The sequence below is a fragment of the Bacillota bacterium genome, from assembly GCA_023511485.1.
Classification (GTDB): Bacteria; Actinomycetota; Aquicultoria; order Aquicultorales; family Aquicultoraceae; genus CADDYS01.
The window spans coordinates 14,328-26,476 of record JAIMBH010000021.1 but is presented as its reverse complement, the minus strand read 5'-3'; the positions used below and the strand labels follow the sequence as shown (position 1 = coordinate 26,476).

The 12,149-nt window shown below is 46.0% G+C and carries 9 protein-coding genes; all 9 read left to right on the top strand.

Going from position 1 to position 12,149, the window contains the following annotated elements; all coding sequences use genetic code 11:
- Positions 1–270: 270 nt before the first annotated feature.
- The 9 genes from polA to uvrB all read left to right on the top strand — a co-directional run bounded on the left by polA (position 271) and on the right by uvrB (position 12,149).
- The gene (polA, locus tag K6T91_07995; GenBank protein ID MCL6472735.1) at positions 271–2,994 is read left to right on the top strand and encodes a DNA polymerase I; all 2,724 of its coding nucleotides are present in this window, start codon (positions 271–273) and stop codon (positions 2,992–2,994) included.
- Positions 2,995–3,412: 418 nt separating this feature from the next.
- Positions 3,413–5,008, top strand: a complete 1,596-nt coding sequence (gene rpsA / locus K6T91_07990; GenBank protein ID MCL6472734.1) for a 30S ribosomal protein S1 — start codon at positions 3,413–3,415, stop codon at positions 5,006–5,008.
- 301 nt (positions 5,009–5,309) lie between these two features.
- Positions 5,310–5,669 (top strand): VanZ family protein, encoded by a 360-nt coding sequence (locus K6T91_07985; GenBank protein ID MCL6472733.1) that lies wholly within the window; start codon positions 5,310–5,312, stop codon positions 5,667–5,669.
- Positions 5,670–5,733: 64 nt separating this feature from the next.
- Positions 5,734–6,366: a dephospho-CoA kinase gene (coaE, locus tag K6T91_07980; GenBank protein MCL6472732.1), complete on the top strand. Its 633-nt coding sequence runs from the start codon at positions 5,734–5,736 to the stop codon at positions 6,364–6,366.
- 116 nt (positions 6,367–6,482) lie between these two features.
- On the top strand, positions 6,483–7,109 hold the full coding sequence (locus K6T91_07975) for a lytic transglycosylase domain-containing protein (GenBank protein ID MCL6472731.1): 627 nt from the start codon (positions 6,483–6,485) through the stop codon (positions 7,107–7,109).
- A gap of 88 nt (positions 7,110–7,197) precedes the next feature.
- On the top strand, positions 7,198–8,031 hold the full coding sequence (locus tag K6T91_07970; protein ID MCL6472730.1) for a PilZ domain-containing protein: 834 nt from the start codon (positions 7,198–7,200) through the stop codon (positions 8,029–8,031).
- Positions 8,032–8,246: 215 nt separating this feature from the next.
- Positions 8,247–8,939: a PilZ domain-containing protein gene (locus K6T91_07965; GenBank protein MCL6472729.1), complete on the top strand. Its 693-nt coding sequence runs from the start codon at positions 8,247–8,249 to the stop codon at positions 8,937–8,939.
- Positions 8,940–9,160: 221 nt separating this feature from the next.
- On the top strand, positions 9,161–10,036 hold the full coding sequence (locus K6T91_07960) for a hypothetical protein (protein MCL6472728.1): 876 nt from the start codon (positions 9,161–9,163) through the stop codon (positions 10,034–10,036).
- A gap of 88 nt (positions 10,037–10,124) precedes the next feature.
- Positions 10,125–12,149, top strand: a complete 2,025-nt coding sequence (gene uvrB / locus K6T91_07955) for an excinuclease ABC subunit UvrB (GenBank protein ID MCL6472727.1) — start codon at positions 10,125–10,127, stop codon at positions 12,147–12,149.

The window sequence follows — 12,149 nt, the reverse complement described above, 5'->3', positions numbered from 1 at the left end:
TATATTAATTAAGCAGCTATCTGCTCAAGGATTCCATAGTAAATTTGCCAATCGATGTCTTTGTCTCTTTTTGTGTCCATAAGTTAAAGGCGAACTTAATTGATGTTTGTCTTCACCCTGTATAAACGGTAAAATTTAAACGATAAAATTAGTTGAACCGTAAAAACGCATCGAAATACGGTCTAATCGGGAATCGATTCCGCAATTGTATGTCTGTTGTTTAGTAAACGGCAAAAGTATTATAAGCAAGATAAGTAAGGGTAGAAAACTTTGAAGAAAAAAATCATCCTCATTGATGGCAACAGTTTATTATATAGGGCTTTTTTTGCGCTACCTACCTCCCTTGTGACTTCCGCAGGCCAGGTGACAAATGCTGTCTACGGGTTCACGAGTATGCTCATAAAGCTAATCAAAGATGAGCAGCCGGATGTTGTAATCGCTGCATTCGATAGGGCTGCACCGACATTTCGCCATGAACAGTTCGAGATGTATAAGGCGCACCGCGAGTCGGCCCCAAATGAACTGATCAGCCAAATTCCGATCGTAAAAGATGTACTCAAAGCGCTAAATATCCCCATCTTTGAGATGGACGGATATGAGGCAGATGATATTCTTGCCACCCTTGTCGCAAAAGCTGAGGCCGAGAAAGACGAAGTCCTTATTGTAACCGGAGATAGGGATGCCTTCCAGCTGGTTGACGAACATATAAAAATCATGACGACGCGGAAAGGGATATCTGATATCGTTATTTATGACCGCCAAAAAGTTGAGGATAGATACGGAGTTACGCCCGAGCAGGTGCCGGACTTCCTAGCTCTTAAAGGCGACCCATCGGATAACATCCCGGGCGTGCCCGGGATTGGCGAGAAAACAGCCGCAAAGCTGATCCAGCAGTTTGGAAGCCTTGAAAATCTTCTTGCTCACCTGGATGAGGTTCCTAACAAGCGATGGCAGGAGATGCTCCGAGAGCATCTCTCCGAGGCGGAGTTATCAAAGAAGCTTGCCACGCTTGAGCGAGATGTCCCGATAGATATTGATTTTGATGAATGCCGATTAGGCGGCTGGGATGAAGAGAAAATACGCGAGCTATTCTCAAAGCTTGAATTCTTTACGCTTTTAGAGAGGCTGTTTGGCCAGACAATGCATAAGGGCTCAAAAAGTTCCAAAGTCCTTGATTGCAGAACAATTTATCTAACCGACCAGATATCAATAGGAGAGCTCAAGAAAGATCTCTCCAGGAGCAAGCAGTTTGCGGTATCTATATCGACTACCGGCACGAATAGCGTAGATCAAAAGATACAGACAATCGCATTTGCCTTGGAGGGAGGTAAGGTCTATTCATACACCGGTGAGCGGTTTGAGCCACAAGACCCAGATGCAGTTATAGCCCAAAGTCCAAATGGTCAAAATGCTGACCAGGGCATATTGTTTACGCTTGAGCCTGCCGGCCTGTCGGTAGATAAGGTAATGAAAGCAGTCAGGCCGTACTTGGAGTCAAGGTCTGTTAGCAAAATATGTCACGACGCAAAGAGAATGACTCTTGCACTCTGGAACGCCGGTATTAATCCCGAGGCGCTCGATTTTGATAACATGATTGCTGCCTACCTGTTGAATCCTGAGCGATCGGATTATCCACTTGACGAGCTGGCGGCGATAAACCTGGGTGTTTCGCTTGCGGCCGGTGAGGAAAAAGAGCGTGTTTCTCTCGAGGCGGCGGTGAACTTAAAGCTAAAGCCAAAGCTTGAAGAAAAACTAAAAGAAAAGGGACTCTTCAAGCTCTTTGAGGAAGTCGAGATGCCGCTGGTGCCGGTTCTTGCGAAGATGGAGCACACAGGTGTAGGCCTTAATGTTGAGTATCTGGAGGACCTCTCTAAAGAAATTGAGATTTTCCTTGAAAATTTAAAAGGCGAGATATATAGCCTTGCAGGTCAGGAGTTTAACATCAACTCACCCCAGCAACTCGGCTTTATTCTTTTTGATAAGCTAGGGCTTCCTAAATCTAAAAAGACCAAGACTGGCTACTCGACCGATACCAATGTGTTACATAAACTTGCATCGGTGCATCCGATAGTTGAGAAGATAATCGCCTACCGAGAGCTTGCGAAGCTGAAATCGACATATATTGATGCTTTACCGAAGCTCATAAATCCAAATACCGGTAGACTTCACACTTCATTTAATCAGACGGTCACCGCAACCGGGCGCCTCTCAAGCAGTAACCCTAACTTGCAAAACATTCCTGTGAGAACAGAACTTGGTCAGCGTATCCGCGAAGCCTTCATTCCGTCCAATCCCGGAGACAGCTTCCTGGCGGCAGACTATGAGCAAATCGAACTCAGACTTCTTGCCCACTACTCGGGCGAAGAAGTCTTAATTAACGCATTTAAAGAAGGTATGGATATCCACGAGGCGACTGCAATGCAGTTATTCGGCGTGTCGGCTGAGCAAGTTACCCCACAGATGCGCCGCATCGCAAAAACAGTCAACTTCGGCGTTCTCTACGGGATGAGTCCCTATGGGCTCTCAGATCGCCTGGGAATGCCGTTATCAGAGGCACGCATATTTATTGACAGATATTTCAGAAGCCTTCCTAAAGTCGAAGAATTTGTGCGAAAAACCATCCAGGAAGCACGTGAAAAAGGTTTTGTAGAGACCCTTTTGGGTAGAAGAAGATACATTCCTGAGCTTAAAAGCAGCAATGCCAGCACAAGAAGTTTAGGCGAGAGATATGCGGTAAATGCGCCTCTTCAGGGTACAGCTGCGGATATAATTAAGCTTGCGATGATAAGGATAGATAAACAGATCGAGGAGGAAGGATTAAAAACAAAAATGGTTCTGCAGGTTCACGATGAGCTAATTTTTGAAATTCCTCCCAAAGAGGTTGAAGTTGCTGGCAGGATGATAAAAAATATAATGGAAAATGCATATCCTTTAAGCGTGGGACTAAAAGTTTCGACGTCCATGGGATATAATTGGAAAGAAGCTACTAAATAAATAGCCTGCGTAAAGCCCCTTTGGCTTTGCACAGGGCGAGCGCTAAAGAGCTATTAAAGAGGGGCAGACAAGGATTCCGATTTCTGATTCCAGGCTTCTAAAGCAGTTAGATAGCCATACTAAGCAGGTAAAGGTTAGAAATTGCATGATAACTGAATAAATAGATTGCCAAAATACTTAATATCACTTAAGCTAAAATAGCAGTCAAAGTATGAAGCATCTCATTTGAAGCAAATGTGGTAGGCAAGCGGCCGTGGCCGCATGGATAGAAAGGAAAAGAAGAATTGAAGGCAAACTAGCCAAAAGGGTCTTTTCCGGCTCACATCGAGCAATCCATAACGCTATATTTCGGTAAGCTTGCCACCGTAAAAGGTGGTATTTTTATATGGATGAGATGCAATTGGGAGGTTTCTATTAAATGTCCGAGAGAGAATCAGCTGAAAATCACGAGAGTTACATGACCCTAAACGAGGCCGGTGTCCTTGTGCCTGATTATGATCAAACCATCAAGATATTTGATGATGGTGATATAGTGGTAGGCGACGTCGTAAAAGTAGATAGGGATGAAGTTCTGGTGGATATCGGTTACAAATCAGAAGGCGCAATTCCTGTACGTGAGCTATCGATCAGGCCCGATGTCAATCCTTTTGAGGTTGTTAAAGTGGGCGATAGGATTGAGGCGCTGGTCCTTCAAAAGGAAGATAAGGATGGCCGCCTTATTTTATCTAAAAAGAGAGCCGATTACGAGAGAGCATGGGTCAAGATCGAGGAAGTCGCCAATGCTGGAGATACGGTGACCGGTCGGGTTATAGAAGTTGTAAAAGGAGGCCTTATTGTGGATATTGGCCTTCGTGGTTTCTTACCTGCATCGCTTGTTGATGTAAGGCGTACCAAGGACCTAAATCAATATCTCGGCCAGGAATTAGAGTGCCGGATCATCGAAATGGACCGTAACCGCAATAATGTTGTTCTCTCAAGGCGTGCTGTTTTGGAAGAAGAGAAAAAGCATGAGAAAAGCAAAATTCTTGAGAAGATTTCGAAGGGAGCCATTCTTACAGGTAAGGTCTCAAGCATTGTCGACTTCGGTGCGTTTGTCGATCTTGGCGGCATTGACGGCTTGATCCACATTTCGGAACTCTGCTGGAACCACATCGACCACCCATCCGAAGTTGTTTCGGTGGGCGATGAAGTTAAAGTTCAGGTATTAGAAGTAGAATTAGACAGAGAAAGAATCTCCCTAGGTTTGAGGCAAACCCAAGAGGACCCATGGAAAGAAAAGGCTGTCAAGTACAGTGTGGGGCAAATCATTGCTGGAAAGGTTACCAAAATAGTTACGTTCGGAGCTTTTATTGAGCTTGAGGAAGGGCTTGAGGGGCTAATACATATCTCCGAATTGGCTCACAGGCATATTGAGCTACCGGAAGAAGTTGTTAAGGTCGGTGACCAGGTTGAAGCGAAGATCGTTGGCATCGACTTAAACAGAAGAAGGATAAGCTTAAGTATCAAGCAAACTCAGGAGCCACCAATCGAAGAAGCTGAAGCTGGCGAGGCTCAAAAAGAGGAAGCAGAAACAGGGGAAGTTCAAACAGAAGGTATCGCTGCAGAGTTGGCAACCGAAGAACCGAGCAAGGAAGTTGCACCGGTTGAAGTTGAATCAGTGGATGTTGAACCGGTTGAAGCTGTGGAAGCAGTGGCAGAGTCGGAAATAAATTTGGCCGGTGAGGAAGCCGGCTCGGTTTCGATCGAAGAAGGGACCTCTGTGGAAGAAGGGACCTCTGTGGAAGAAGGGACCTCTGTGGGGGCTGAAGAGCTATCGGTAGAAAGCGCTGCTGAGGAGCCGGAAGCAAGCAGCATTGAGATGAGCACGGCAGAGATTTCAGAGATCGAAGCAACCCTGGGCGGGACAGATGTTTCCGCCGAGGACGTTACGGTGGCAGAAGGCGCTGAGCCGGGTTCACTGGAAGATGTGCTCAAACAGATGAAAGAAGAGCATGCCAGAAAATCCTCTGAGTAGTAGGTTTGGAGTTTGGGACTTTAGCCCATATATAATGTAGTGCAGGGCTTTAGCCCTGCCTGGCAGTAGCCAGAGCGCTATGTCTCTGCTACTATCGTCTCTTAGCAGCCCTAAAGAGCTTGTCTGGGTCCCCTGGTCTTGCTGAGGACTCCCCAAAGGGGCTGCGCTATTTTTATTTATCTTGCATTCTAATGAGCCGCACCGCATCAGCGCCGAAAAAAGAGGTTTGTTGGATCTGGCGGCTTCACCAGTAAAAAGCCCGTGTTTTACGCAAACCTAGTTGATATACAGGAGTGTTGCCATGAAGAAGTGGTTGCCCGTAGCTTTATGGATGATGGCCATACTCTATTTTTCGACAATGCGGATTAGCAAAGGCAGCGGCGAGTTACTACCAAGCCTGGCTCACTTTACCGAATACGCAATACTGGGGTTCTTAATATGGCGTGCTATTGAACTTGCCTGGAACTGTGGTTACCAACCGTCTGCAACCTATGCCATTGTCAGCGCAACAGCATACGGTATTATGATGGAGATAGTACAGCTGTTTCTGCCCTACAGAAGCTTCAGTATTGTGGATATAGCAGTCAACCTGGCAGGGGCGACAGCCGCAGTGTTATCATTACGATTGCTAGGTTTGCATGTTATCTCAAGAAATACTTAGTGAGAAATATGCAACTTAGATCTTAAAGGAAGACCAAAAGCCGAATTTTTAAAACCGGGTGAATATGAAGCTTATCGGCGTTACCGGTCCAATTGCATCAGGCAAAACGATGGTTGCTTCTCTGCTTGAAGAAAAGGGAGCGGTAGTAATTAATGCCGACCAAATAGCCCGAGAAGTTGTTGAGCCCGGGAAGCCAGCCTGGCATGAGGTTGTAGACCAATTTGGCCAGGACATTCTAAATGAAGATCACAATATAAACAGGCGCAAGTTGGGGAATATAGTATTTAATAACCCCGAAAAACTTGCGATCCTGAATAAGATCATCCATCCGCCTGTAATAGCAGAAATAGATAGAAGGATTGAGGAAATCGAGAAAAAATATATGGATGGAAAGATAGTCATAGCGGATGTTCCTCTCTTAATAGAGGTAGGAATGCATAAGAAATGCGACCTTACGGTTGTTGTTACAGCTGACAGGCAAATAAGGATCGATAGGCTTATTAGACAGGGTCTAACAAAGGACGAAGCCGAGAGCAGGATAAACTCCCAAAAAGGAAAAGAAGCTTTGGAAAAAGAAGCCGATGTGGTCATCCAAAACAATGGCTCACTTGAAGAACTTAAGGCAAAGGTAAACGAACTCTGGCAACAAATTAAAGGGTTCGCAGACAGCGGTTCAGGGTCCAATCCTCAGAGCTAAGAAATGCTGTGCAGCCTTTTGGGGCTGCAAAGGAGCCTGGCCTGAGCGTGGGTGGGCAAGCCATTATATTATTGCACACGAAGCATTCTCAATAGCAAGCAAAGCAGGAAGAAGCAATGAAAAAGTTAAAGGCACTGGCAGTCATCATAATTCTACTAGCTCTGGCCTTCCTCTGGTTTGAATGGTTTTACCCTGGAAGAATGCAGCACCTGTTATTCCCGCTTGAATATAAAGATTCCATAAAAAAAGCCAGCAAAAGATACGGCCTCGATCCATATGTGATAAGCGCAATAATCTATGAGGAGAGCAAGTTTAACCCTTCATCTGAATCCAGGCATGGGGCTATCGGTTTAATGCAAGTCATGCCCAAAACCGGAAAGTGGGTGGCGGCAAAGCAGGGAAGGCAGTTTTCCGTTGACGATCTGTATACCCCAGAAACAAATATTGATATGGGATGTTTTTACTATAACTACTTACTCTCGAAATATGGGGACGAACGGCTTGCCCTTGCTGCCTATAACTCCGGGTTTAAAAATGTAGACCGCTGGTTGAGAGACAGAGGATACGCATCGGTTGACGCTGTTATTGAGAATATCCCTTATGAAGAGACTAGGCAGTTTGTCCAGCGGGTGCAAAGGACAAAAACAGTTTATAAGCGGCTCTATCCGGGAGCGTTCAAAGAAGTTGAACGCAAGCAAAACTCAGGTCAGCTAGCCGATCCGAATCACAGCAGAGAAAAATAACAATAGGTGAATACTATTGCTAGCGTAGTATAATGTACTAATCCAAATCATATTAAACTTAGCAGTCGGCAGTGCCGATACAAATTGTATGTCAGATAACACCGCGCTTCGAAAGGCAAATTCGTCAATAGATAGCGACTGCTCCCAAGCAATCGATTTTGCCGAACCCGGAACCGTCGTAAGGCTTGAAAACGATTACGGCTATGCTCTGTACAGGATATCAATGGTGATGCCCGATAAGACGATTGTATGCAGAAGCGTGGAAAGTCCTCTTGTTGATGGCTGCGATGTTGGGCGCCCCTTGACCATAGTACACTCGGCGGCTGAGGGAAGCTGCGTCATACCAGTGAAAATAATCTCTATAGCGGACAGAGCTGAGATTATAGCCGTAATGCCTATCGGTAAGGCCCATATTGAAGAGCGCCGTGTTTTCCCAAGGATAAAACCGGGGACAAATGTCCAGTTGAGGCTACAGTTTGATAACTCAAACAGCCGTTATAAAAGCATAGCGATTCATGACCTGAGTGGCGGCGGGGTTGGGGTGGATATCTATGCAAAAAATCCTGTTCAACGGGGTTTGCGGGCAAAACTGGAGATAGATTTTTTAAATCGCCAAAACAGGATACATGCAGAAGGCGAAGTTACGCACTGTACGCTATTGAACGCAAGCACGCGCCAGTTTCTGCTTGGCATAAAATTTATCGAGATAAGCCAGGCAGACCAGCAAAAAATCATTGAATTTGTGGCTGCGGAATTAAAAAAACAGGAAGCTCGTGAAACAATGTTAAGAGAAAAAGAGGCCAAAGAGAAAAAGGCGATGGAAAGCGAACTAAAAACGGTGAAAACTGTAAAAACCGCCTCAAAAGCGGCCCCAAAAACTGCAATTAATACCGGGAAGCCTGCCCGCAGTGTCCGCAAATAAAGCTTGTCTAGGCAATCAGAAATTACCATATTATGGCATATCATCCTTTAGATTGCGCGCAACCTGCCGATATTATATGTATGGATGATAGTCTATCCGCCAAAAAATTTGATAAGGGCAGTGGCTGACCAGAGTTTGTCGAGCTTGTAAAGCCCGGTATCATAGTAAAACTTGAAAATAAGAGAGGGTCTGCCCTCTATAAATTTTCAATGTTTATGCCGGATAAAACCATTATCTGTAAAGCCGTAGACCGTCCGCTTGTAGATGGTGTCGAGATCGGAGGGCTGTTGACCATCATACGCCCGACTGATGAGGGAAGCTGTGTTATACCGGTGAAAGTGACAGCTATAAGTGATAAGGGCGAGATAATAGCTACGACTCCGATCGGCAAGCCGCAGAGAGTGCAGCGCCGCGTTTTCCCAAGAATAAAGATAGACAACAACATCCAGATGAAAATCCAGTTCGACCGGTATAATAGTCGGTATAAAAGCCTCAAAGTTTACGATGTAAGCGGCGGTGGTGTAGGCGCAACAATATACTCGAAAAATCCTATTGAAGTGGGGCAGCTGGCAAGGCTGGAGATGGAGCTTAGTAACCGTCAGAACAAGATAAACGCAATAGGTAAGGTTGTCCACTGTACAATGCGCGGCTCAAGCACTAGCGAGTACCTTCTTGGATTCAAGTTCGTTGAAATTAGCGAATTAGATCAGCAGAGGATTATAGAATACGTAACAGAGGAGCAGAGAAAATATGAGGAGGCAGAAAAAGAAGCGCTCGAGCGAGAATTGAAAGAAAAGAAGACGCGAAAAGAAGACGCCAAAAAGAAGACGCCTCAAAAGACAAAAAGTCTGCAAAAGAGCCAGAAAGGCCGGAAGGAGCAAAAGCCGGTACTCAAGCGCATATCTTAACCTTTATCCAATTTTGTTAACTTTCCCCTACGTTGTTAATCTTTTTCATTCGTCTCCTCTCTTATTTATTTACACAGCAACCATTAATTTATTACGGCAAAACAGCACTACAGGGCGCATATTTGCATCTTAGTTCTATTAAAGGGTTTCTAAAAGTTACCGATAATCTTTACATGGCTAACAATATTCGAGTGTTTACAAATGACTTGGATCCCGAAATATTGGATCTGATAAAGCCCGGGGCTATTGCTAAAATCGAAGGCGAAGCAGGCTATGCGCTTTATAAATTTATGATGGTCAAGCCTGATAATAGCATCGTTTGCAAATCGCTGGATAAACCGTACCCCGGCAATTGCCATGTTGGCGGACTTATGCGCGTAACATGGGCAACGGAAGATGGAAGCTGCACGATTCCCGTGAAGATTGTCGGGCTAGGCGGCAGGGAAGATGTTATCGTTTTTACGCCTATCGGTGGCGCGCAGGAAGCCGAGCGCAATGAGTTTAAGCGAGTAAAGCCTGCATCGGGCGTTCATCTGAAGCTTCAATTCGAAGGCTCCATAAGCCGCTACAACAGCATTTCGGTTTATGGTATAAGCGCGAATAGTGTCAGCGCATCGGTCTTTTCCCGATCGTCGATTGAGGCCGGGCAGCCGTTGAGGGTGGAGATAGATTTATATTCGCTGCAGAGCAGGATTGTGGCGCGAGGCGTTATCAGCAATAGTGTGATGTCCGACACTAACTCCAACGAATACATTCTCGACATAGAGTTTGTTGACATCGCACAGCTCGACCAGCAAAAGTTGGAAGAGTTTGTAGCATGGGAGATAAGGACTCAGGCCGAGAGGGCTGAGCATCAGCGCCAAAAAGAAAAAGAGGAGCAGGAGAGAGAAAAGCAAAGACTCAAGAAACAAAAAGAAAAAGACAGGGAAAGAAAAAAGCGCGAAAAAGAATACAAGAAGAAAGAGCAACATACTGAGAGCGTTGAAAGTAAAGAGGGTAAGAAGAGCAAAACAGGTGAACCAAAGACAAAGAAACAGCCCGAGAAACAGCCCGATAAAGATACCGGCGAAAATCCAAAAGATAAAATAGCTTCCTAACTATAACCCCATAGACCGCGGACCATAAATCGCGACCTAGCGTTTGCTAAATGCAAACGCTCACGAAATCCCTTACAATAGAACTACCATGAATAAATTTAAAATCGAGGCTCCCTATGAACCGAAAGGGGACCAGCCGAAAGCGATAGAGACATTGGTCAACGGTGTGCGCACAGGTCTTGATTACCAAACCCTGCTTGGCGTTACCGGCTCGGGTAAGACTTACACCATGGCCAAAGTAATTGAAAGTGTTGGAAAACCGTCGCTTGTTATCGCTCCGAATAAGACTCTTGCGGCGCAGCTCTGCAACGAGTTCAAATACTTCTTCCCAAAGAATGCGGTAGAGTATTTCGTGAGTTATTACGATTACTACCAGCCCGAGGCCTATATCCCGCATACCGACACCTATATCGAAAAAGACTCGTCAATTAATGATGAGATAGACAAGCTCCGGCACGCCGCGACGAGTGCGCTTTTTACACGCGAGGATGTCATAATTGTAGCTTCCGTTTCGTGTATCTACGGCTTGGGATCACCCGAGGATTACGCGGCAACAGTTGTTTTTCTAAACGTAGGTGAGGACTATGACATTGACGACATCCTAAAAAAACTCGTTAAAATCAAATACCAGCGAAACGATATTAGCTTCACCAGGGGCACATTCAGGGTGAGGGGAGACATTCTTGAGATATTTCCGGCTTATGATGAGGTAGCAGTGCGCATTGAATTCTTTGGCGATACCGTCGAGCGCATTGCAACTATCGACCCGCTGACTGGCGAAATACTTAAGAACCATGAGCGAATGTCCATATATCCGGCGACACACTTCGTCACGCTTGAGGATAAAATCGAGCGCGCGCTTCTATCCATCCAAAACGAGCTGGATGAGAGGCTTTTCGAGTTACGTGAGGCGGGTAAGTTGCTGGAGGCGCAGCGGCTTGAGCAGCGCACGAAATACGACATAGAGATGATCCGCGAAGTCGGCTATTGTAACGGCATCGAGAACTACTCGAGGCATTTCTCAGGTAAAGCCCCGGGCGAGCCGCCGGATACCTTATTGGATTACTTCCCGGATGACTTCCTGGTGCTTATTGACGAGTCTCACATAACCATCCCCCAACTAAATGGGATGTATAACGGTGACCGCTCACGTAAGCAGACACTGGTCGATTATGGGTTCAGGCTGCCTTCGGCGGTCGATAACCGCCCGCTCAAGTTTAACGAATTTATTGAAAAAGTGCCGCAGATAATATTTGTTAGCGCAACTCCCGGTCCGTATGAGGAGCAGGTCTCAAAACAGGTTGCCGAACAAATCGTCCGTCCAACTGGTCTAGTCGATCCAGAGGTCGTCGTCAAGCCAACGAAGGGGCAGATAGACGATTTGCTGGACATGGTGCGAGACCGTGTCAACAAAAACGAGCGCGTTTTGATTACAACCTTGACCAAGAAGATGGCCGAGGATTTGACCGATTATATGCAGGAGATGGGAGTTAAGGTACGCTATCTGCACTCAGATATCGATACGCTCGAGCGGGTAAAGATCTTAACCGATTTACGGCTTGGTGAATTTGACGTTCTTGTTGGCATCAACCTACTTCGCGAGGGCCTGGATCTGCCTGAGGTGTCACTCGTTGCCATTCTAGATGCCGACAAGGAAGGGTTCTTGCGCTCAGAGCGCTCTCTTATCCAGACCATTGGTCGCGCCGCCAGAAATGTTAGCGGCCAGGTTGTCATGTATGCCGATACAGTGACCGACTCCATGAGGCGCGCCATAAATGAGACAAATAGAAGACGCAAGCTCCAGATGGCTTACAACAGAAAGCATGGTATTGAGCCAGAGACAATCCGCAAGGCCGTAACAGATATCATTCAGACGGCTGTTGCCGAATCGGGCAAGCTGTATAAAACAAAGCAGGCCGGGGATATTGTCCAGAGAATTCCGCAAAAAGAACTCGAAGCCCTAATTAGGGCTCTCGAGGAAGAAATGAGATCGGCAGCGGAACGATTGGATTTCGAGCAGGCTGCCCTACTTCGCGATGAGATAATTGATTTAAGAAAAGAACTCGATGCGCTTGGTGATGCAAAGAGACCGCATTTAAGAGTAGTGAAGTAG

Bases quoted from the DNA above. Each gene is read 5' to 3' on its own strand.
- K6T91_07985 (MCL6472733.1), top strand. From the start codon at position 5,310: ATGAAGAAGTGGTTGCCCGTAGCTTTATGGATGATGGCCATACTCTAT.
- K6T91_07965 (MCL6472729.1), top strand. From the start codon at position 8,247: ATGCCGGATAAAACCATTATCTGTAAAGCCGTAGACCGTCCGCTTGTA.
- K6T91_07970 (MCL6472730.1), top strand. From the start codon at position 7,198: ATGTCAGATAACACCGCGCTTCGAAAGGCAAATTCGTCAATAGATAGC.
- rpsA (MCL6472734.1), top strand. From the start codon at position 3,413: ATGTCCGAGAGAGAATCAGCTGAAAATCACGAGAGTTACATGACCCTA.
- uvrB (MCL6472727.1), top strand. From the start codon at position 10,125: ATGAATAAATTTAAAATCGAGGCTCCCTATGAACCGAAAGGGGACCAG.
- coaE (MCL6472732.1), top strand. From the start codon at position 5,734: ATGAAGCTTATCGGCGTTACCGGTCCAATTGCATCAGGCAAAACGATG.
- K6T91_07975 (MCL6472731.1), top strand. From the start codon at position 6,483: ATGAAAAAGTTAAAGGCACTGGCAGTCATCATAATTCTACTAGCTCTG.